Genomic DNA, 23,726 nt, shown 5'->3' on the forward strand with positions numbered 1-23,726 from the left:
AACAGAAGCAGGAGATAATAATGAAGTGGATGAGCGACGACGAATACAGTGAGTTGACAGGCTTGGAATTATCAGCGATTGATGATTTGGTAGAGCGTGGTAAACTTACTGTAAAAGTTGAGGATGGTGTCCGTTATATTGACCCGTCAAAAGGTGCCACTGAAGTTATTGTTCCTGCAAAATTAAATGAACTGAGTGAAAAAAACAAGCATGAGATGCTTGTACAACCTGAGTTCGTTGAAAAAACAATTGGAACAATCATAAATCTTCATGAGAAAGTTCTTGATGCAAAAGATGAAACACTTGAAGCAGTACGTACAGAGAATGAATTTTTACGTGAGGCTTTGGCATCGCTCCAAGAACTTTATGATGAAGATAGAAAAACTATTCATACCCTGCAAGAGCAGCTCAAGCTCTCGCAACAAGAGGTAGAGTTTATGCGACGTAAGTATAAACTCATGTGGAACAAAGCTATCGAAGAACATACAGACAGTAACTCATGAAAATAGCGCAGGAGTGTGTTGGCTGTATTATCAACCAAAGTCTCAAAGTCGCTGATGCGATACATGCAGACAAAAAGCTCAAAAACAAACTGCTCTCTACTGTTGAACAGATGAGTCGAGATTTCTCATTTCAGCTTTCTCCTCCAGAAATCGCTGCAGATGTCTATGAAAAGATGGCTCAAATCGCTAACAAAAGGGACCTTTATGATGAGGTCAAAGCACTCTCAACAGATAAAGCACAATCTTTTCTCCCTTTTTTACAAGAAAAACTCTCAAAGAGTACAGATAAGCTTTTAACAGCGACCAAGATTGCCGTTGCAGGAAATGTTATAGACCTTGCTGCTGCAGTAGAGTTTGACCTAGAAGAAGAGCTTGAAAAAATCTTTCATACAGAGTTCTCACATAATGATTTTGAAATGCTCACGCAAGAGCTGGAAAATGCGAAAAGTGTTGTTGTTTTAGGAGATAATGTAGGTGAGCATATCTTTGACTATATGTTTATGGAAGTTTTAAAAGAGCTCTATCCGCACGTAGATTTTTCGTATATGGTACGAGGCAATCCAATCATCAATGATGTTACGATGAAAGAGGCATGTGAAGCCGGATTTGATACGTTGTGTGAACTTATTGATAGTGGTGTGAATACTCCCGGATTTACCTATAATCGTGCTAATGAATATGCACAAAAAAACTTTGACAAAGCAGATTTAGTGATTAGTAAAGGAATGGGCAATTATGAATGTCTTTCACCGTCACACCACAAAAACATCTGTTTTTTACTCAAAGTCAAGTGTGATGTTGTAGCACGCTCTTTAGGACAGAATGTCGGTGATATAGTTTGTAAAGTGGTAAAGGAGAAAGAATGATAAAAAAAGTCTTATTCGTTTTATTGTTGCTTAGTAATATAGTTACAGCCGAGACAAAAATGGAGTATAAAATCTCTTTTGTAGGTATGAACATGGACTATCGTGAGTATGACAGGTCTGGTAATATTCTTGATAGTGAAAAATCAAACTATTTAGATGTTATAGGTGCAGAGTTTGAATATAGATATTTTTTGGATGAACGTTCAAATATTGATTTTAAAGTCTTGGGAGTTGAGGGTGAGAGTGAATATGTAGGTTCATATATTGGTTCAGGAGCTGGATATGGTTCTGTTGTAAGTACAACATCAAATGCCATTCGAGATATCTCTCTTGGATACAATGCTACAAATATATCAGATTTTAATATTATGATGCTTGGTGGTCTTGGCCTAGGGTATAGATACTGGCAAAGAACACTTTCCTCTACACAGGTGGAAGTATATGAATGGTACTCTTTACGTGCTAATGTAGGAATGCGGTTTGTGCATAAAAATCTGACTGCATCTTTGATCGCAGAGTATCAGTATGGTATTAAGCCGACAATGACAGCTACGGGTATAGCAGATGATTTTGAACTCTCCTCTGCAAATATAGTAAAACTTTCTCTTCCTATTCGCTACATGATAAGTGAAAATATTGATTTAATCTGTACATATGTTTTTGAATATCAAGAGATACAAGAGTCTAATGTTGTTTATGACGCTGCAGCAAATGGATATGTTGAGCCAGACTCTACAGCATACAATCAATATCTGAAAGTTGGAATGGTTTTTAAATACTAAAAAAGCCACTTTAGATATAATACGAAAAATAAAATAAGGCAAGATATATGATAACTTTTAGTGAGATGTTACTTAAACTTCAAGAATTTTGGATGAAACAGGGGTGTAATATTGTACAGCCTTATGATATTCCAGCAGGAGCAGGAACATTTCATCCTGCTACATTTCTTCGCTCACTAGACTCTACTCCTTGGGCAACAGCTTATGTTGCACCCTCACGCAGACCGACAGATGGACGCTATGGAGAGAATCCAAACAGACTTGGAAGCTACTATCAGTTTCAAGCACTCATAAAACCTTCTCCTGACAATATTCAGGAACTTTACCTACAATCATTAGAATATCTTGGACTTGATGTAAGTAAACATGATATCCGTTTTATTGAAGACAACTGGGAATCTCCAACACTTGGTGCTTGGGGACTTGGTTGGGAAGTATGGCTTAATGGTATGGAAGTAACACAGTTTACTTACTTTCAACAGGTTGGAGGCATTGAGTGTTCTCCTGTAGCAGTTGAGATTACTTATGGGACAGAGCGTTTAGCAATGTATCTGCAAGGGGTTGATACTGTCTTTGATATTGTTTGGAATGAGGCACCTGATGGAAGTAAGACACTCTACAAAGATGTGCATAAAGAGAGTGAGATAGAGTTCTCTAAGTACAACTTTGAAGTAGCTGATACGGCTATGCTCTTTGATGAGTTTAATGCTAAAAGTGCAGAGTGTATGCGTACTCTTGAAGCAGGACTGCCACTACCTGCATATGATCTGTGTATGATGGCGTCGAACGTTTTTAATGTACTGGATGCAAGAAAAGCTATCTCTCAGACAGAACGTCAAAACTATATCTTAAAAATCCGTGAACTCTCACGTGGATGTGCTGAACTCTACAAAGCACAAGAAGAAGAGCGTAATAAAAGAGTAAACAGTTAAATCTTTCATTTTGTCATATTTTTTTAGAGTTTTTTGATTTTTTGTTAAAGTTGTAGTGTTCCTACCGATTATTCGGTAGGACAAATTCCAGACTGTAAGAGGTCGCTTTTGAAGCGATTTACCCTAAAAATCAAGCTAAAATTTAGACCTTTTAGCTTGAAAATAGAGGTAAGTGGACATTAAGCCCACTCCTTAGTCTGGTATTATAACAAAAAAATAAAAATTCGTAAATGGATTGAAAGATGCAACTCACAAAAGAGCAAGAAGCAAAATTTAAAAAACTTGGTATTAATTCTATTAGCGAGCTTGCTCTTTTAATTCCCCACTCTTATGAAGATTATCGGCTTCAAGAGAAGCTCATACCTCACGCCAACCAACTTATTGATGCAACTGTTGAGTCTGTTTATCGTGCTCCTAATTCCATTCAGATAACCTTTTTCGCACATAATTTTGGACATAGAGTAACAGGTGTTTTGTTTCGTCCCAAGCCTTATATGATGCATCAGTTTAAGGTAGGGGATAGAGATTACTATTATGGAATGATAGAGTGTAAGATAGGAAACTGTTCTATGAGTATGCCAAGAAAAGTTACAAGTATTGGACAAATTACTCCTAAGTATAAATCTGCACTCAGGAGCGATGTGATGTTTCGCCTTACTCGTGAACTTCTTAACTTTGAGAACTTGCGTGAGGAGAGGCTTCCTGAGAAGATTATAGAAGAAGTTTTAGCACTTCATTTTCCAACTCTAGAAGTTCTTCAAAACAGAGAGTTAAGCCAAGAAGCTGTAGAAGCTTTAAAATATTTGGAACTCTATAATTATATGAAACAACTCTCTCTCAAACGAAGATATTTTCAGCCATTGGTATCAAAGAGAGGTTTTTATGATGCTTTTGTGAACTCATTACCGTTTCAACTTACAGATGAGCAGCTAAAGACGATACAAGATATACAAAAAGATTTCGCAAAAAGTGTAGCAGCAAAACGTATGATAGTCGGAGATGTTGGTAGTGGTAAGACTATGGTTATCTTAGCAGCTGCAATTATGATGATGCCACAGAGGTCAATTCTGATGGCTCCCACAACTATTTTAGCAAACCAGCTTTATGAGGAGGCTCTTAAATATTTGCCACGAATGAAGATAGCCCTTGTGGCAAATAAAAGGAAAAAAGCTTCGTTAGAGGAGTATGATTTTATCATTGGAACACATGCCCTCTTGTACAGAGAATTACCAGAAGCAGCACTCGTTATGGTTGATGAACAGCATCGTTTTGGAACACAACAGCGAAATATGCTGGAAAAACTGATATCAAAGGGAGAAAAAAAGCCTCATTTCCTGCAATTTTCTGCCACTCCAATTCCTCGAACTTTAGCGATGATAGAGTCTGCACATATTGATGTGAGTCTTATTACATCTACACCTTATAAAAAAGATATTGATTCTCGAGTCATTCATAAGAGTGATTTTAAAGATTTGCTATTACATATAAAAAGAGAGATAGAGAAAAAAAATCAGATTCTTATTGTTTATCCTTTGGTTGAGCAGAGTGAAGTCTTGGATTATCAGAGCATTGATGAAGCACGTGAGTACTGGGAGAGAAATTTTAAAAATGTTTATATTACCCATGGAAAAGATAAAGAAAAAGAGCAGGTTTTGCTTGATTTTCGAGATAATGGAGATATCCTTATCTCAACTACTGTAGTAGAAGTAGGTATATCACTGCCAAGGCTTACAACAGTTGTTATTGTAGGAGCTGAGAGATTAGGACTTTCAACTTTGCATCAATTGCGTGGGCGTGTGAGTCGCACAGGGCTTAAAGGTTACTGTTTTTTATATACGAATCAAAAAAGCTCGGAACGACTTGATGAGTTTGTAAAGACCAGCAGTGGTTTTGATATAGCAAATCTTGATCTAAAGTATAGAAAAAGTGGTGATCTGCTTAAGGGAATAAATCAAAGTGGTTCACAATTTAAGTGGGTGGATTTTATAGAAGATACTCAGATAGTACAAAAGGTAAAAGAAGATCTGCTTCTTTTACCTAAAAGTGATTAATAAAGACCGAATTTACCATCATTTCTTTTGTAAAGAACACGTGTTTTTTGCTCATTGTCTACAAAAATTTCAAACATTTTTCCACTCTCTTTGAGGTCATTTAAAACATCTTCAACCTCACGTGGTTTGTAAAGATTAAGCTCAACAGGAATGATTTCATCTTCCATCTCTGAAGCTGCTTCTTTTACATCAACGATCTCAGCTTTTGCTTCATTGAGACCTACTTTTTGATGGTCAACTTCTCTGTCATGGAGGCGACGCATCGCTTTTTGTGCTCTCTCTGTTGCTAAATCGATCGCTGCATAGAGGTCTTGGTCATTTTGTTTGATAACAATAGTGTTTTTATGCGCTAGATTAATAACAAACTCAACAATAGAGTGCTCTTTGCCTTTTTTGGATTGTGTTGATACAATCACATTGACTGAAATGATATCAAGATTAAATTTTTTAAGTGTCTCAATAGAAGCAGTGATATGCTCTTTGATAGGCTCTGTTAGTTCTATATTTCTTCCTGTCATTGATATATTCATGATAAATCCTTTAATTTTTTTAGATTATATCACGAAAAAGTTTATAATGACACAAGAATTATAATTTTTGTATAGTTCTTCTAAAATATCTTACAGGCTCAGATGTAACATTTCTATCAGTAGGGACACTGACTGTTACATCGAGGATAACAGTACCATCTGAAGCAGTGTTGGTTGTATTGGCATAAACTACACCGGCTGCTGTAGCATTACCGTCACAGGAACTACCGGCAACTGTAATATAACTCATAGATGCATTAATATCATAAATATTGTTATAGGAGAAGTTAATGCTGCTGATGCTACATGGATTTGCTTGAGACAGTTTTAACATGACATACTCGGTAGCACTATGAGAAAGTATCGATGCTTGCTCATAGAGGTAGAGATCTGTGGTTTTCTTTGTTGTTTGTGACGTAAGGGCGAGAGAAAGTGCTAAAATGGTTGCAATGATGACAATAACAGAAATAGCCATAATCATTGCTATACCACTTCTTTTCATTAATGAAGAGTTCTTTAATAAATTGTTTTTTCTTTGCATAGCGCATACTCCTCACCTGTTAATTCACTTTTTGCACATACCTGAACCTTTATCAAAGAACCTGCGGAGCGGAATCTAAAAGTATTTATACCTTCTGCTAAAAGGACTTTTTTACCATTATTTACATAAGTTTCACCTTTCCAAGGTCTATAGTCATAATAAAAATAGAGATTACCTATGTGTGATGTGTCATTGTAGTCTCCAAGTTCAATTGCATAGGCTGTCCAAGCAAGTTTATAATATTCAAAAACTTCTTTTCCACTAAAGTCTGAACCATTAGGTAATAATTCATCTATATTTGTTCCTGCTTGAATAGGGTGAAGCGTCTCATTTTGATCATTAATGGGACCTTCGTATCCCCATGGATTTGCAGCAGAAAGATAGGAACCGATGAAATAAATAGCAGTATCATTTACTGTAGCATTATTAACATAGGAAAGAATACCGATTTGAGTGTTCAGTGCATTTGTATCGGTCGCCGGGGAGATTAGTTTTGTAGCAGTTGAAGCATTTAGATCAATAACTCCACTCCATAAAGGAGCATTTGTTCCTCGAAAACCATCAGTGTCTGCTGAAATCCACTCTAAAACAGTAGCATTTGGGTCAGAGAGACCAGTATCACTAAGATAATTATAGTCATTTATTATTAAATTTCTTGAGATAATAGAATTTTTTATACGATACTCTAAGCGTTTCGCGATAAACTCAACTGCAGCAGCACTCTTCGACTGTAGATCATTGTTGATTTTTGAAAATATAAAACTTTCATACGCTTGGGCAATAAATTCTACACCAAACTTTCCTAATATTCCCATAATGACAATAACAAAAATAAGTTCGAGCATACTAAATGCATTACGTCTGTTTTTAAACATCATTAAAAAATCCTACTTTCAGGCTTTACTTCACCGATATTTGCAGTATAGGCACGTAGCACTACTACCGTGTTTCCTGAACTATCTGTAATTTTTATTTCAGTCTCTTTAAGGTTAGAGTTATTTGTTTCTTGTCCAAACTGTATATAAGAATTAGGAGATATACATTGTGTGACAGTTGCTGTTGCATAATAGCTGTTTTTATATGTAGCGCTACCTGTTCCTGCGCTACCAGTTTCAAATATTAGTCTATTACTATAGATACTAGATGCATATTCGACTGATGTCGCATCACCAACTGTATTTACTACTGTTGAATTATTGTCTAAACATTGTCTATTTACATGACCAACTCTTTTGAATGGAGGTCCTCCGATAGTACAATCTCCTGTATTTACAACCCTTGAATAGCCACCTGAGATACTATTGTCTTCTGCTGAGTTAACATCCCAGTAGTATGTTGTAGACTCATTTAAAATGGCCTCTGCAGCAAATATAGCTTCTTGAATGATATTGTTTTCAATCCCTTTTGTCGTTGTTTGAATCATCATGGGCAAAGAGACAATTGATATTGCAATAATGACTATTGCAAATATCAACTCAATCATTGTAAAAGCATTTTTTTGAAGAGATAAATGTTTTCTTACCACATTATTCTCCTATTTGTTTTGCCTGCAGCTTCAGTATGCGTTGTCGTATTGTCTTCATATTTACCACTCCATCCACCATCACCTACAAACTGGATGATAAAAGTATTTGCTGTTGCATTTGCATCAGTATCATTGTTGATAAGCCAAGGAGATGATTGCATCTGCATAATAGCATCATATGGCAATGGACCACTATATTCAATCAGCGCTTCTGTTTCATATTTATTTGCTGTGATATTTCTAGTAGCCACTTCATTTACATTACCAGTAGCTGCAATTTCTGTAATCGTGCCTATGGTGCCATCTGTACCATCTGCAAGCCATCCGCCATCAATTTTATCATGATTTCGATTTTCGAACCATCTAACATCAGCAACTTGCCCAGCCCCACTTGGTAGATTGAGAGTATCACTACATGTTGTTGTACTAGGATTACAGTAAATAACGTAACTAATTAGCTCTTTAATATTATTATTATTTGTTGCATTCATTCCTGTTTTACAAGGTTTTTGATTACAAATAACCGTAATTTTTGGAGCAATTGTACGACCATAATAGTGTAGAACTCTCTGATTGACAGATACATTCCCTTCAGCATATTTATTGTTTGTGAGATCAGCATTGAAAAGTGTTGCATTGTCATCAACACTTATAGTTGTAAAGTTAATATCCTCAGGGTTTGCTGTTACATTTACATCTCTATCAAAATTGAGATTGGTCACTATCTGTGTTGTTCCATTCATATTTTTATGGAAGTAGGCACTTGTTGTTGTAAATGTAGGGTTTAGAGTTGTATTTCCTGCTGCTATTGTTTGATTGATATCATTTGCAGAGACAATCGTACCATTAATATCTTGATTGTGTACTCTGTAACTGTATCTCAGTGCTGTATTTGTTGTCGCTGTTTTGCCAATCTCAAGATTCATTGGTTTAGCAAAACATCCTGTAACATAATTGCTTAGAGGTGTTGTGCTATTTTTACCTATAGCTGATATCGTTGTATTTAAGTGTACAGACATATTTTCATCTTGAGCAACATTTGCCATATAAACGAACGGTTTAAATGTTGTTGGTGGTGTAACATTCCCTGTACGCAGTGTTACATTGTTGCTGACACTGTATTGATATGGATGGAAGGTTACATTGAAATCATTATACTGTACATTTGTACTTGGGTTAAGATGTGTTGTACTAATTTCACAACCATTGTTTGTGGCTGCATTTACTAATTGAGTTGCTGAAGAATTTTGCACACAGTCGAGAGTAAGAAAAAAGTATGGACTGACATGGTGTGTCATAAATGTTGGATTACTATCAACTGCGGTCCATGTTTTATCTACAAGATGAAGTCGATATTCGCCCACTTGAGCTACTGAAGTATTTGTATCTACTTCACCATTGATAAAACGAATCTCTAGTGATTTGTTATCATCATCATTACATGCACCTGTTGTAATACTTGTTCTTGGCTCCCATCTATACTCTGCAATATCATTTGGTGTTGTTGTGTTAAATGAACGAGTATAACCTAGTGAAGAGATATTATTAATATGATTACTTGCATTAATCTCAATGTTATATTTGTAATCAGCTGCTAAATCAACTACTGGTGCTGTTGCCCCAACTGCACCAGAATAATTAGTTGTTAGTCTACTTTGACTTGTCGGTGCAGATTGGTTTTGATCATCAAGGTTTAGCATGAATGCTTCTGGACGGATCGAAAAATTATCACGTGAACATACAAGTCTTGTATTGATACCATAGAGACACTCCATACATGCAGTATATTGAGCTTTTGAAATATATGTTCCGGCATTACCACATGCTACGGCAACTTGTGTTGTTGTTACGCTGGATGCACCTACTGGAAAAGTTACCGCTTGTGAACAGGTACCGACATCTTGAACTAACTCTGTAAAATTATCAATCATATACTCATCATTAACTGAATCATACGTATGTTGTATAAGAGAACTGTTTCCATCATTTGTAGTATTGTATGAAACTCTAAATGCGGCATTTTGTTTTGCTATACTATAAAACTCTGAACTTGTAAGGAGTTTTGTAGCTCCTTCGAGTATTGCATTATCAAGAGCTGCCTTATTAAATTGTGTTGAGGTAGTATTGTTATCAAAGGTTACCCAAACTCTTTTTGAAATAGAACTAGCAAGTTCCATACAGGATGCATTTGTATCATGAAATGCTGAAGCGTCAATCATCTCTACTGCAACTATTGTAGAAGTTTCTTTTAATTCATCAAGATTTACAGGATCCATGGATAAGACTTTAAAATTACCCACTCTTTGTGTTACCTGAGTTGGTAAGTTATAGTATTCATTGGAACCACCAGTATCATGGTTATAATAGTTATTATGAACAATATTAAAGATACCTTTAGCCGGAGCATATTTGAAGTTTGAAGTAGAACAGATTTCCATATTTTGACCAAGTTGTAGAGTATAAGGGATTGTTACACCATTTAATGTTAGGTTGTAGTTGGCTCTAACATCTATGGTCCCATTAAGGTCAGAGATTAAAGGATCCAGACTATAGTAAACATAAAAGTGTTCATTTGCTTGAATAGTACCAATATAAATACCTTTAATAAAACTGTCAGAAACTGTTAAAGAACTATCAGAAACAGGTTGAGGAATTAAGTCTCCTATCGCTGCTACTTTTGTTGTGTTTCGTATATAAGTTGTTTGCGATGTATTGATATCAAGAATACTTACATTCATATCTGTAACTTCTAAATCAGAATCAACAAGATTACGAATAAATATAGTCATCTCTATATCTTCGTGAGGAAACACTGTACCTGTTAGGCGTGGCATTTTAGAACCATCATTTTTCTCTGTAAAATAGACACCTTGTTGTTTATAGGCATAGTCATAACAGAATTTTGGGGCATAAAGTTCAGTTGCAAAGACAAGCATACTTGGGGTAATATAGTCATTATTAGATTCCCACTGAATATATAAAGAGGTCAGATTTGGATTGGCGTCCCTATATCCTTCCATCAGTGCTGAAACGTCGAAAGTATCAACATCGACACCATCATTGTTTATCTGTAAATTATTACTTGAACCATTAATGTCATCCCGTGTAATACCTGTTAGTTTTCCATCAAATATATTACTCTCGTCAATGCCTGTTGGAACAGGCATATTGTCATAGTTGATACCATCAGGACTTATCTGTATTCTGTCATATGCCCATGTACTACCATCTCTATGCCCATATAGATACTCACCTTCGCCTGAGAAAAGAGAGAGTGTTGCATTGACGGTATTTTCTTTTGGTAAGATAAAGTCTGTTATTGTAAAAGGATCACTTGGATTATCAATAATATCAAACCCGCTGTAAACAGAGATATTACGCATTTTTCCTGACGAATTTTCAGCATAAATAACGACTAAAGACCATCCACCAAAAACACCGGGACTTGGTTCTCTACCTTCATCAGTTGTTAAGTTTGCTACAGTAAAAACATGTTTTCCATCACTTTGAACTTCTGAACTTATAATACTTGTGACATCGGCAAAAGCTGCATAGGTTGTACCGTCACTACTGTTATAAGTATAGATGGTATCAGCAACAACATTTTGGTATGCATTGCTATCTACTTTTAATTTTATATGATCTGCATTTGTATTAAGTAGTTCTGTTTCTGAAAAGTTACTGCCGTAGGTGCCGTCACTTGTTGTCTGGTAGCTAAATCCACTACCATCTTCATAGCCAAAACGAAGATCATACTCACTATCAGCACTAATTCTTCCTTGCCAAAAAAGACCTGCCCAAAGAACACCTTTTCCGCCTGTTGAAGGTGTATCGAAACTTGTTGGGATGGTAATATATGAAGAGGTGGAGTTCCATGTTGAACTATCATCATCAATATCGATGTATTTACTTACATGCAGGTTACTTGTTATTAATTCATAGTCGGTCATTCCATGGCATGTACCACCATATCCATCAGTTTTTTCTGTCAGACACATAACAGTATTCCCTGCAATGGCATAGTTCCCTTGCACATTGTAGGTGTCTGCCGGGTTGACCTTGTCAAAATCATGCAGTACTGCACTCCAGCCATTGCAAGCAAAAAGTAGTGTAAATAGAGAGAGGAGAAATTGTTTTGGTATTGTAAAAGTTTTCATAAGAAACCCCTTTTTGAAGTAAAAATCAGTGCAGTCAACATTTGGGCTCAGCACTAAAGTTCACTTGTCCTTATTTTATTGTAGCACTTTTTTTACAAAACTGTCTGAAATTTTTACGAAAACTATTTTTTTGATAAAAAAATAGACGTTTATTTATGTTCTTATTCTGTTTTTTTTGGATATTTTGTTTGAAAAAAGAATCTATTTTTATTGTTTAATGCCTATTATATATCTTTTGGATAAAATAACAATCTAACTATAGTAAGGAATATTTTATTATGCGAAAAAATTTACACTATTTTTCTTTTTTTATTGCAATAACACTTCTCTTTTCAGCTTGTTCAAAAGAGGTGGATGAGTATAATAAACCGGCAGTTTATTGGTATGGAAAAATAGTAGAGTCTATCAGCAGTGGTGATATTGACCGAGCAGATGATTACTACTCATCACTTCAGGGAGAGCATATCGGTTCACCTCTTTTACCAGAAGCTACGATGATTTTAGCTATAGCACATATGCATTTTGAAGAGTATCTTTTAACGGAACATTTTTTAAATGAGTATGGTAAACGCTATGCAAACGAAAATGAGATAGAGTATGCCGAGTTTTTAAAGATTAAAGCAAAATATATGGCATTGCCAAATCCAAGACGTGATCAGGTTTTAATTGCCCAAGCCATTAAAGATGCAAATGCCTTTAAAGAGAAGTATCCACACTCTATGTACTACTCTTTAGTGGATAGTATGTTGACAAATCTTTACCTTGCAGATGGCGTATTGAATGAGACTATCGCTTCGCTTTATGAAAGAGTTGACAAACCAAAAGCAGCTGCTTATTATAGAGCAATCATGCCAGAGAAGTGGATAAAATGGGATGAAATTGAGCGTGCGAATACTCCTTGGTACAAAGCAATGTTTGAAGGAGACGGAACATCGTCTTGGTATGAAATAATAATCCCTGATACGAAAAGTGTTGTATCGCGTAATACTGTTAACGAAGATATAAATAATACGAAATAACTATAAAAGGATAACTGTTTATGAAGTTAAGTAACTATGGAGAATTTCCAGCTGACATTCCTGTAATAGCAGAAGATGAGATTTTTTTATATCCATTTATGATTTCTCCTCTTTTTTTGAGTGATGAGAAAAATATAGCAGCAGCTACAAAAGCGATAGAAGAGAACTCTTTAGTCATAGTCTGTCCTACAAAAACAGGTCATGAAGGTGAACGTGATTATGAATCACTCTATGATGCAGGTGTTGTTGGCTCTATCATGCGAAAAGTATCTCTTCCGGATGGAAGGGTGAAAGTTCTTTTTCAAGGACTTACACGTGCAAAATCACTCTATAAAGTGAGCGATGAACCATTAATTGCCCATGTGGATATTTTAGAAGCTACTCCGGTGAACTCACTTAAAATTGATGCGATTTTAGAAGTTGTACGTGAGAAGGTACGAGCTCTTTCTGCTGTAAGTAATTACTTTCCGCCTGATCTATTGCGAACAATTGAAGAAAATCATGATCACAACCGTATTATTGATTTGATATGTTCAACTGTAAAACTTAAAAAAGAGCAGGCCTATAAACTCTTTGTTGAGACTGATACAGAAAAAAGATTTTTAGATCTGATTGATATTCTCATCGATGAGATAGAGGCCAACAAACTTCAGCGTGAGATCCGCTCAAAAGTACATACACACATTGAAAAAGTGAACAAAGAGTACTTTTTAAAAGAACAGCTTAAACAGATTCAAAAAGAACTCGGTACCGATACGGCACGTGAAGAGGAGATAGAAGAGTACTATAAAAAGCTTGAAGCTAAAAAGTCTAAAATGGGTGAAGATGCCTACAAAGAGATAAAAAAACAGCTTGAGCGTTTTGCGCGAATGCATCCAGACTCTTCAGATGCCTCTATGACACAGACATATTTGGACTGGGTTTTGGAGATTCCATTTGGTTCATATTCTAAAAAATCACTCAAGATTGAAACTGTTGAATCGCAGCTTGATAAAGACCACTTTTCATTAGAAAAACCAAAAGAGAGAATAGTAGAGTATTTTGCTGTTAAAGAGCTTTTGGAGTTACGTGGAATAGCACTGAAAAAGAGTGCAGGGGCAATTTTATGTTTCTCTGGACCTCCAGGTGTCGGTAAGACATCTTTGGCAAACTCCATTGCAACAGCACTCAAACGTCCACTTATCAGAATAGCCCTCGGTGGACTTGAAGATGTAAATGAACTGCGTGGGCACCGTCGTACCTATGTTGGTGCAATGCCGGGGCGTATCACACAGGGACTCATTGATGCGAAGAAGATGAATCCTGTTATAGTGCTTGATGAGATAGATAAAGTCTCACGCTCGCAACGTGGTGATCCAACCGCAGCACTTTTAGAGATACTTGACCCTGAACAAAACAGTGAGTTTAGAGATTATTATCTCAATTTTGACTTGGATCTATCAAATGTTATCTTCATCGCTACTGCAAATGATGTCGGACGTATTCCTGCCCCTCTGCGTGATAGAATGGAGTTTATTACACTCAGCTCTTACACGCCACAGGAGAAGTTCGAGATAGCAAAAAGATATCTCATTCCTCAAGAACTGAAAAAACATGGACTCAAAAAATCAGAGCTGAGTATTTCCAAACCGGCATTGCGTGAGCTTATTCACTCTTATACGCGTGAAGCAGGTGTGAGAAATTTGCGTCGCAGAATCGCTGAGATGTGTAGAAAAGCTGCTCGTGCGATACTTAAAGATGCAAGTGTAAGTAAGGTTTCTATTACGGTTAAAAATCTTAAAGAGTATTTTGACAAGTCAGTCTTTGAGATTGAGAAAACAGATAAAGTACCTGTAGTTGGTGTTGTAAACGGTCTTGCATGGACGGCAGTTGGTGGAGATGTTCTAAAAATAGAGTCTATTCGTATCAGAGGTAAAAGTAATTTGCAACTTACAGGAAGTCTTGGTGATATAATGAAAGAGTCAGCTCGTATTGCTATGAGTGTAGTAAAAACACTCATAGACAAAAGAAAGCTTAGAATCTCTGCAGATAATATTCCAGTGACTTACACAGAGAAACAGGAGAAAGTGAAAGTCGATGCAAGTGAGGTGTATAAACGTTATGACCTTCATATCCACGTTCCAGATGGTGCTACACCAAAAGATGGTCCAAGTGCAGGTATCGCGATGGTAAGTGTTATCGCTTCAATTTTGAGCTCACGAAAAATTCGTTCGGATATTGCCATGACAGGAGAGGTTTCACTTAGTGGAGAAGTACTGCCAATAGGCGGACTCAGAGAAAAACTCATTGCTGCGCATAAGGCTGAGATGAGTAAAGTGTTGATTCCTGCAAAAAATTATGAGAGAGATTTGGATGATATTCCAAAAGAAGTTCAAGACTCTTTAGAGATCATTCCTGTAAAACGTGTAGAAGAGGTGCTAAAACAAGTCCTTATTTAGACTTGTTTTAAACGATGACAGTCTCCATTTTGCTGATGAGGTCATCGTTTCTGATAGGCTTCATTAAAAATCCATTTGCTCCATACTCTAGTGCCTCAGCTTTTTTCGTCTCATCTGTCGTTAATACAATGATAGGAAGCTGACGAAGATTATCATCGGCACGGACAACTTTTAACATATCAATTCCACCCATTATAGGCATAATGATGTCCAGGAGAATAAGATCGATATCATTACGTCCTTTTAACTCTCCAATAGCATCTGAACCATTTTTAGCTTCGATAACTTCTTTTACATGACCACTTTTCATTAGCATAGATTTTAAAAGCTTTAAATTGATAATATCATCATCTACTGCTAATACTACTAAGTCTGTTCTTGTCATATTTTTACCTTTTATATAAATTTTTCTATTACACCGCGAAGTGTATCTTTGTTTATGATATTTTTCATAATTTCATCAACATAGCTCAAATCTGTTGCATCTTCTGGCATTGAAGGGTCAGCAAGTAAAATGAGTGCTGAGTGAATGCCTTTAGCCTCATTCTCTGACTTCACAAAGTTTGCAAATGTAACAAGATCAAGCTTTTCGGACTCTTTATCGAAAAGAACGATTTTATATGCATTCGATGCTATCTTATCATTCAACTCTTCGGATGAAGTAGCAACTTCATAGCTATATCCAAGTGAATCTAGAAGTTTTGTAAAGAGTTTTGTCTCAAACGGGCTTTTCTTCGCAAGAAGAATATCTGCATTATACTGAACTTCTTCTACTTCTGGAAGTGTTTCTTCTTCAACAGGCTCCGGAGTTTCAATTTGTTCTTCTTCTTGTGCTTCTTTCTCTAAAGTATCATCTGTATCAAAACCTTCTTCTTGGAGTATCTCTTCATCTATCTCTATAGCAGGGATCTCCTCTTCATCACTCTCTGATGAGAGTTTTGGAACAATAAGCTCTTGTTGAGTTGTCTCTACTGCTGTCGTTACTTCATCTGCTTTTTTAGCTTTTTCTTTTAAAGCGTCTGCATTTGCCGGAACTGCATCATCAGCATCAACAATGTGGTCAGCAAGGAAATGATTTAGAAGTGTAACGATCTCTGCACGTACAAGTGGTTTTGTTGTATATTCATCAAGCCCTGCACGTAAGAATCGTTCTCTATCGCCTTTTAGTGCATTTGCAGTCAGTGCTAAAATTGGTACGTGAGGCTGGTTATAATCCTCTTCATACTCTAAAATCTCTTTTGTAGCTTCCATACCGTCAAGGAATGGCATCTGAATATCCATAAAGATAAGGTCATAGTTGCCATCTTTGCGTTTTTGGAATGCTTCAAGGCCATTTGAAGCAATATCAACAGTTAATCCTAAATCTTCAAGTGTACGTTTGATAAGCTTTTGATTAATGATATTATCTTCAGCTACTAAGATATTTGCATCAAACTTTGAAGATTCGGCATTGAACTTTTTACGATTTGCTTTTTTCGCTTTTTGGGCTTTAAAGTTTTCGTTGTTGTAATTTTCAAGAACTGCTTTGAGTTTTGTATTATTGAGTGGTTCATAGATAGTTTTGAAAATATCCAGAGCCATTGAGTCAATTTTTCTCATAAGGTATGATTTTGTAAGTAGAACTAACTCTTCAGGCATTCCACTATATGCCTCCAGCTCATCTTCTTTAGTATACTCATAATCAACAAACAGCAGGTCATAACTTACCTGTTTTTGTAGCATTTCAAGTTCATTTCTATCTGTAAACGTTGTATAGCTGATACCATAGAAGTCTAAATACTCACGCAGATAAGTGTCTTGTCTCTTTGTTTTGTGCGTTGACTCTAAAATCAGTGCATTGATACTTGAGAATGTACCTTTTGAACTCTCATTAAGTACTTCAATCTCTTCAAAGTCAATCGTAAAGAAGAATGTAGTACCTTCACCCGGTTCAGAATGCAGGTCAAGTTGTCCACCCATAAGTTCAATAAAGCGGGCAGAAATTGTAAGACCAAGACCTGTACCACCATATTTACGAGTAATTGATGTATCGGCCTGTGAGAATGCCTCAAAGATTCTCGCTTTTTGTTCACCTGTTACACCGATACCGCTATCTTGTACTTCAAATCGTACTCTTGTAATGCCTTCTTGTTCAGATTCAAGTTTTCTAATGTCAACATTGATAGCGCCAGAAGAGCTTGTAAATTTAACTGCATTTGAAAGCAAGTTAATGATAACTTCTTTAATTTTTGTCGGATCCCCTTTAAGCGGTTGCTCAAGCTCAGGATCGATGAAACATCCAAGGTCGATATGTTTTTCACTCGCACGTACTGCATAAACTTCAACAGCACTTTCAAACTCTTCAATCGGATTAAAGACAACATCTTCAATCTCAAGTTTATTAGATTCGATTTTGGAGAGATCGAGAATATTATTGATAATTTCAAGAAGGTTTTCTGATGATTTTTCAATAATCTCAACAAATTCTGCTTGCTCTTCGCGTAATTCTGTATCTTTAAGAAGCTCCGTAAATCCAACGATACCATTGAGTGGTGTACGAATCTCATGTGACATATTGGCCAAGAACATCGATTTTGCTTCAGAAGCTTCTTGAGCTGTTTCTTTATCGAGTTTTGTCTGTTCGATGATCTTCTCAAGAAGTTTATAGGCTTCTGCCGTACCTTGTGCAGTATGAAGGTTGATATTGATGGCAGTATCATCTTCATTTGTATCTTCGGCAACTTTTGTAAGAACGTCTTCGAGGTTACGGATGTTTCTTGCAATTTCATTTGAGAGTAGGAAACCAAGAATTGCCAGAATGATAGAGATCAACCAAACTGAAAGCGTTACCGCAAGAAACTGCAGGGCTTCTGTTTTTACTGTTACAGCTCGGGCATCCATTGTTCCCAAAACAACATTTTCTGCATCGGAGAGAAGATTAGACTTTTCAGAGAGCATCGCAAACCAGATACCTGCATTTGTTTCATATTCACCACTTGATGCAGATGTTAAAATACTTGCACGTTCACTATTGATATCTTCAAAAAGTTCCTGCGCATCTTCATTTTTAAAGATAGCATCAAGTTTTTTTACGAGTTCTTTATCACGAATCGTGTCATAACTGATAGCATCAGCTTTTGCAATAAGTGAGATCCATGTATTGATCTCTTCTTCTTCCAGTTCAGTAGAGCGGGCAATCGCAAAAGAGATAAAGTCACGCTCATCTGCAGTTGCTGCATTTGAACGCACTAAAGAGATATACTCAGTTGAGAACTCATTAATGAGTGCATCCATCTGATGATATGTAATCTCTTCTAACTCTTTGATACCGACTTTTTCTGCATATCCATAAACAATGTCATAAACATCATCAAAGTTTGTTTTTTGTTCATCAACGAGTTTTCTTGTCTCCTTAATCTGTTTAAGAGCAGTTTCAAGTTTTTCTATCTGCTCTTTTTCAGCTTTTGAATAGTTGTGGAGCGTTGACTGTTGCTTTATGTGTTCAAAGTAAAGTTTCTCTTTTTCATTAACTATCTTTCTCTGTTTTACCAGTGATTTTAGTGTATTTGGAGAGGAGTTACCAAGATACATTACCGTCATCCCTCTTTCACGAGAGATATTGTTTATAAGCCCATTGAGTTCTCTGTTTAGCGAAAGTCTATCTTGCAGGATCTGTGCTGCCTTATAATTTTCATAAGAGTTATATACGAAGTAACTTGTAATCGAGATAAGAATAATAATGGGGAAAAGTGAGATGAGTCTCAGTCTGTTTTTTAAGCCTAACTGCATCTTTTAAGCTCCTATTTCTGATATTTTATTGATTGTAGCATCAATTTTTTGGGCTGCTGCAATAATCTCATCTTTGTCTGATGAGTGAATAAGTGTTTCCAGTTCATTTGTGAATTCATGAAGACGCATATTATCGCTCATACCTTTAAATTTTAGTGCTTCATTACGGCATGTCCCTAAATCATCATTGCTTATAGCACTGTTTATTTTTTGAAAAATTTGATGGCTTTCATTCACAAAATCATCAAAAAGTTCATTAAAGCTTGCTTCATCAATACCTATCTCCTGAGCTGCTTGTGCTTTTGAAAATTGAGGAATCTCTTGTTCTGTATTTTCATTGCCTCCAAGGACAAGAAAGTCATCATCAGCAAGCTCTGGCATATCGATCTTCTCAGGTACATCTTTATCTTCGATATCGATCATAGCAATATCTTCATCATCTTTAAAATCCAAAGCTATATCAAAATCTTCCTCTTCGTCACTCTTTGAAAGTTCAGCTGTTTCTTCAGAAGATGTGTTTGTCATAACTTCATCATCATCTTTGAAATCAAGGCTAATAGTCTCTTCTTGTTCATTGCTTTCTATATTGATTTCTGTATCGTCTGAAACTGGTGCAACACTCTCTTCTATCTCTTCTTCAACGACGACAACTTTTTCAATTGGCTCACCAGCAAGTTTTGCAATGATTTTATAGAAGACATCAAGGTTATCTTCAATAACAGCCATATCTCCTGTTGCACTTACTGCCGATAAGACTTCATGAGCATCTTCGATACGGAGATTCGCAGCAACACCTTTTAGTTTGTGAGAAAGGATCTTAACATTGTTAACATCCCCTTCTGCGATTGATTTATCAATATCTGGTTTAAACTCTTTTGCCTGTGCAATAAAGTCTTGAATAAATTCTTCAATCAAATCAAGTGGAAGCCCTAACTCTTTTGAAGCGATGTGTGGGTCATACTGATAACCATTATCCCATTCTTCTGCAAGTTCTTTCTTTACTACTTTCTTAACAGGTTTTGTACTTGCTATAACATCCGATGCTGCCGGTTCAACAAATGGTTCTGGAGTAGGTGTTGCAGGAGCCTCAATCTCTTCTTCAAAGACATCTAAAGAGAGATCTCCAACATCAAGAGTCTCCTCTTCATGTTCAGGCATAGAAAGTGGTTCATCAAAGTTCTGTGTTACTTCGATTGGAGCCACCTCATCTTCGATAGAGATTTGTTCTTCTGCTTGATATGGCTCAGGTACAGGTTCTGGTATGTTTGCTTCTGGTGCTATATCATAGTTGTCATGTACTGCTGCTGCAACTTCAGGTGCAGGTGTGAAAACTTTAGGTTCTTGTGGTGCTACTTTTGGCAGTTCTCTGTCAAGTATATCACTGGAGAGATTGTCGTTTTCACTTTTTGAAAGCGGACGAAGATTGTTCAGGTGGATAATGTAAGCAGGTGAAGCCGGATTATCAATTAAAAAGAGCGGTGATACAGAGAGCGTAGCTTTAAAGGTTTTGGAATTGACATTGATAAGGACTTTTGACTCTTCAGATACATCGGCATAGTTGACGAAATCTATCCAATGAACATGTTTGAAGTTGTGTACATATCCAGGTGTCTTTACAAACAGGTCGGCAAAGTCGGTTACCTCCGCACGTAATTCTGAGAGTGTATGAAAACCTAAGGTCTTTAAATCTTTCTCATCAATTCCTAAAAACTCTTTTTGAAAATTATAAATTAGCATATTCGTACCCTCTTAATCTTGTGTTTCAAGCATTTTTGTGTATGTCTCTTCATTCTCTTGGATGTCCTTACGAGACGCTGCTTTTCTTGCTGCTATATAACCAGTAATTTTGTCATCATTGTCTTTGATAGGAAGAATCTCTGTATCTACCCAATAGTATCTTCCGTCTTTTCGTAGATTTTTAACGAGTCCATTCCATGCCTGCCCGCTTTGAATTGTACTCCACATCTTTTCAAAAACGATTTTTGGCATATCCGGGTGCCTTAAGATATTGTGCGGTTTTCCTACGAGTTCCTCTACACTATAGCCTGAAACTTCGCTAAATGCTCTGTTCGCATAGGTTATAATGCCTTTGAGATCTGTCTGACTGATTATGGCAGAACCATCAAAAAAATACTCTTCATCAATTGGTGTAGCTCTATTCATTAAAAACCTTTGAGATAACTAAAATTATCACAAATATATCATAAAGGAGTGAAAAAAAAACTTAGTTATAAAATTTTTTGATAATTTTTGCATCTTTTTGACTCAAAACAGTACTAATTTCCTCAACTGTAAGCTTTTTTAAACTTTCAAATGTTCCAAAATGATTAAGTAGTTTTTGGATTTTAGCAGTTGAGATTCCGTGTAAACTTAAAAGCTTGCTCTCTTGGTCGAGCTTGAGTTTTGTCTTTTTATGAAAGCTAATAGCTGTGCGATGTGCTTCATCACGAAGCTTTTGAACCCATTGCAGACGTTTGTCACTCTCTTTGAGTCGAAAAACATCCTCTTTCGTATAGATGATATCTTTTGCCTTGCCTTTTGCACGATGTACTTTTGCATCAACTTTCTCTTTTGAAATAGCGATAACATCAAGCCAAACACCGTTAGATTCTAAAATCTCTAAGGCGAGCTTGAGCAGAGTTGCTCCGCCGTCCAGTATCCACAAATCAGGTGGAGAACTCTTTTTAAAACTCTCTACTCTACGTGAGAGAAGTTCTCTCATCTGGCCATATTCATCTCTTGCTTCTAAGTGATAGATACGGTAGGATTGCTTATCAAATTTGTTATTTTCATAAACAACCATAGCTCCAACAGTAGCAACACCTGACATATGTGAATTGTCAAAAATCTCAACCCTGTAAGGTATTTTTTCTAGAACACACAACTCCTGTATCTCTTTTAAAATTCTCTCATCTTTGGACTTTGATTCTTTTTTGAGCAGCTCTTGTGCATTCAGTAGTGCCAATGTAATGAGATCTTTTTTTTTCCCTCTTTTTGGTACCGTAAGCAGTGCTTTTTTCTTAAAAATACGGCTGAGGTGCTCTTGAATGAGCTCTATATCTTCAAAAGAATCTGCAAGTAAGATAGGAGCTATAATAGGTGGCTTTTCATCTTTGTAAAAATCAAGTAAAGCACGTGAATAGAGTTCATTTGCATCAAAGCCCTCACGCAGGTTGATAATATCATGTGAAGAGGAGATGATTTTACCATGACGCATAAAGATTCTCACAAGTGCGGCCTTTTGCTCAGTATGGGTAATTGCAAAAATATCATAATCTTCATTTGTTGCAAAATCTATCTCACTCTTTATCTCCGAACGGCTTATTTTGTCAATTCTGTCACGCAGTTCTGCAGCCTCTTCAAAGCGTAATTCTTCAGCATAAAACTCCATTTTCTTTTCCAGCTCTTTAATCAGGAGCTTTTTATTTTTGATGAGTTGTGTAGCTTTGTCTATCTCTTTTTGATAACGCTCTTTTGAGACTGGCAGCTCACATGGACCAAGGCATTTGTCTATCTGATAATAGAGACAGAGTTTTTTCGACTTTAGGCAGCCTTTTTTTTGAACAAGTTTTGCTATCTCATAAACGGAATTTAAAATATCCCTAGCCCCTACACTATAGGGACCATAGTAGCTAATCTCTTTACTTTTGATAATTTTGCGTGTGATGTCAAATCGTGGAAATTTTTCAGCGTTGTCAATATAGATGTAAGGGTATGTCTTATCATCACGCAATAAGATATTGTATTTAGGACTGAGCTGTTTAATGAGTGAATTTTCCAAAATAAGAGCGTCATGTTCGCTTTTTACGACAATATAGTTCAGAGATACGGTCTGCTCCAACATTTTTATAATGCGCACTGAGAGGTTTGGATTTGGACGTAGTTCAGGGCTGAAAAGCCAGTAGCTTTTGACTCTGTTACTGAGATTTTTTGCTTTTCCTATGTAAAGCAGTTTTCCGTTTTTGTCAAAATACTGATAGATACCGGCAGAGTCTGGGAGTTTCTGGATACTCTCTTTAAGATTCATGGAGCTCTTTTATAATATTTTGAATAGACTCTAAAAGCTCACGCAAATGCGCATCCTCTGTTGTGATTTTAAATGTCCCTGTTGCACGCTCAGGATAGCTTTGTGGTTCGTTTTGCTTCTCTTGAGTGCTCTTGCGTAAGGGAGTGTGTGTTACAAATGCTTTGATATCATTGATTGTAAAGCCCTCGCACTCTTTTGGTTGGACATACTTTAAAGCACTTTTAATGCTTTGTATATTATTATCAAACTCTTGTTTGGCACCTGGATGGTTCAGCACAAAGAAAAGTGTATCGTTTTTTATGTAAGCAAACTTAATCATTTTTTGCAGCGGTGCCGAAAAACTGAGGCGTATGGTGTCTATACACTTAAAACGAGATAATTTAGAAAATTGAGGTCGATTTTGAATAGAATTAATAATATCACGAGCATTTTTCATCTGATAATTATAACAAGCTTTTTATTAAGTTTGAGTGCTTGTGGATATAAAGCGCCACCATATTATCAAGAGGATGTGCCAAAAGGTGATAATAATGTTGAATTTCACTATAAAAAGAAAAGTTTTGAGAACAATGAAACGAATGCGAGCT

Annotated in this window: 18 protein-coding genes; 7 read left to right on the forward strand and 11 right to left on the reverse strand. The window is 36.3% G+C overall.

Annotation, left to right across the window (positions count from 1 at the left end; translation table 11 throughout):
* Window positions 1-20 precede the first annotated feature (20 nt).
* The 5 genes from ES948_RS02575 (at window position 21) to recG (ending at window position 5,134) form a co-directional block, all read left to right on the forward strand.
* Window positions 21-503, forward strand: a complete 483-nt coding sequence (locus ES948_RS02575; protein WP_152183377.1) for a DUF3972 domain-containing protein — start codon at window positions 21-23, stop codon at window positions 501-503.
* A complete protein-coding gene (locus tag ES948_RS02580; protein WP_152183378.1) occupies window positions 500-1,369 on the forward strand; it encodes a damage-control phosphatase ARMT1 family protein in 870 nt (289 codons plus the stop codon). Before ES948_RS02575 ends, ES948_RS02580 begins: the two co-directional genes overlap by 4 nt.
* Window positions 1,366-2,151 (forward strand): hypothetical protein, encoded by a 786-nt coding sequence (locus ES948_RS02585; protein WP_152183379.1) that lies wholly within the window; start codon window positions 1,366-1,368, stop codon window positions 2,149-2,151. Before ES948_RS02580 ends, ES948_RS02585 begins: the two co-directional genes overlap by 4 nt.
* Window positions 2,152-2,198: 47 nt before the next feature.
* On the forward strand, window positions 2,199-3,083 hold the full coding sequence (gene glyQ / locus ES948_RS02590; RefSeq protein ID WP_152183380.1) for a glycine--tRNA ligase subunit alpha: 885 nt from the start codon (window positions 2,199-2,201) through the stop codon (window positions 3,081-3,083).
* A gap of 242 nt (window positions 3,084-3,325) precedes the next feature.
* Complete coding sequence (gene recG / locus ES948_RS02595; protein ID WP_152183381.1) at window positions 3,326-5,134, forward strand: ATP-dependent DNA helicase RecG; 1,809 nt, start codon at window positions 3,326-3,328, stop codon at window positions 5,132-5,134.
* Here the strand turns inward: recG and hpf are convergent.
* From hpf to ES948_RS02620, 5 genes are read right to left on the reverse strand one after another with little or no spacing between them, the layout of a single operon-like run.
* The gene (gene hpf / locus ES948_RS02600; RefSeq protein WP_152183382.1) at window positions 5,131-5,664 is read right to left on the reverse strand and encodes a ribosome hibernation-promoting factor, HPF/YfiA family; all 534 of its coding nucleotides are present in this window, start codon (window positions 5,662-5,664) and stop codon (window positions 5,131-5,133) included. The genes recG and hpf overlap by 4 nt on opposite strands.
* 58 nt (window positions 5,665-5,722) lie before the next feature.
* Entirely contained in the window at window positions 5,723-6,205 is a 483-nt protein-coding gene (locus tag ES948_RS02605) for a hypothetical protein (protein ID WP_152183383.1), read from the reverse strand.
* Complete coding sequence (locus tag ES948_RS02610; RefSeq protein WP_246153807.1) at window positions 6,181-7,083, reverse strand: type II secretion system protein; 903 nt, start codon at window positions 7,081-7,083, stop codon at window positions 6,181-6,183. The genes ES948_RS02605 and ES948_RS02610 overlap by 25 nt, the downstream gene beginning before the upstream one ends.
* The gene (locus tag ES948_RS02615) at window positions 7,083-7,730 is read right to left on the reverse strand and encodes a prepilin-type N-terminal cleavage/methylation domain-containing protein (protein WP_425505066.1); all 648 of its coding nucleotides are present in this window, start codon (window positions 7,728-7,730) and stop codon (window positions 7,083-7,085) included. The genes ES948_RS02610 and ES948_RS02615 overlap by 1 nt, the downstream gene beginning before the upstream one ends.
* Window positions 7,724-11,887 carry a hypothetical protein gene (locus ES948_RS02620; RefSeq protein ID WP_152183385.1) on the reverse strand — a complete coding sequence of 1,388 codons (4,164 nt, stop codon included), beginning with the start codon at window positions 11,885-11,887 and terminating at the stop codon, window positions 7,724-7,726. The genes ES948_RS02615 and ES948_RS02620 overlap by 7 nt, the downstream gene beginning before the upstream one ends.
* A gap of 278 nt (window positions 11,888-12,165) precedes the next feature.
* On the opposite strand from ES948_RS02620, the gene bamD reads away from it, so the two are divergent.
* Both bamD and lon read left to right on the forward strand, forming a co-directional pair.
* The gene (gene bamD / locus ES948_RS02625) at window positions 12,166-12,906 is read left to right on the forward strand and encodes an outer membrane protein assembly factor BamD (protein WP_152183386.1); all 741 of its coding nucleotides are present in this window, start codon (window positions 12,166-12,168) and stop codon (window positions 12,904-12,906) included.
* Window positions 12,907-12,926: 20 nt separating this feature from the next.
* Entirely contained in the window at window positions 12,927-15,344 is a 2,418-nt protein-coding gene (gene lon / locus ES948_RS02630; RefSeq protein WP_152183387.1) for an endopeptidase La, read from the forward strand.
* Between the two features lie 7 nt (window positions 15,345-15,351).
* Here the strand turns inward: lon and ES948_RS02635 are convergent, their stop codons facing one another.
* The 6 genes from ES948_RS02635 to ES948_RS02660 form a co-directional block, all read right to left on the reverse strand.
* Window positions 15,352-15,729 (reverse strand): response regulator, encoded by a 378-nt coding sequence (locus ES948_RS02635; RefSeq protein ID WP_152183388.1) that lies wholly within the window; start codon window positions 15,727-15,729, stop codon window positions 15,352-15,354.
* A gap of 11 nt (window positions 15,730-15,740) precedes the next feature.
* Window positions 15,741-19,112, reverse strand: coding sequence for an ATP-binding protein (locus ES948_RS02640; RefSeq protein ID WP_152183389.1), 3,372 nt, complete (start codon window positions 19,110-19,112; stop codon window positions 15,741-15,743).
* A 3-nt stretch (window positions 19,113-19,115) separates the two neighbouring features.
* Window positions 19,116-20,849 carry an Hpt domain-containing protein gene (locus tag ES948_RS02645; protein WP_152183390.1) on the reverse strand — a complete coding sequence of 578 codons (1,734 nt, stop codon included), beginning with the start codon at window positions 20,847-20,849 and terminating at the stop codon, window positions 19,116-19,118.
* Between the two features lie 12 nt (window positions 20,850-20,861).
* A complete protein-coding gene (locus ES948_RS02650) occupies window positions 20,862-21,275 on the reverse strand; it encodes a PAS domain-containing protein (RefSeq protein ID WP_152183391.1) in 414 nt (137 codons plus the stop codon).
* 61 nt (window positions 21,276-21,336) lie between these two features.
* Window positions 21,337-23,139, reverse strand: coding sequence for an excinuclease ABC subunit UvrC (uvrC, locus tag ES948_RS02655; RefSeq protein ID WP_152183392.1), 1,803 nt, complete (start codon window positions 23,137-23,139; stop codon window positions 21,337-21,339).
* Window positions 23,129-23,575: a hypothetical protein gene (locus ES948_RS02660; RefSeq protein WP_152183393.1), complete on the reverse strand. Its 447-nt coding sequence runs from the start codon at window positions 23,573-23,575 to the stop codon at window positions 23,129-23,131. The genes uvrC and ES948_RS02660 overlap by 11 nt, the downstream gene beginning before the upstream one ends.
* Between the last annotated feature and the right edge of the window lie 151 nt (window positions 23,576-23,726).

It is taken from the genome of Sulfurimonas indica, from assembly GCF_009192995.1.
Classification (GTDB): Bacteria; Campylobacterota; Campylobacteria; order Campylobacterales; family Sulfurimonadaceae; genus Sulfurimonas; species Sulfurimonas indica.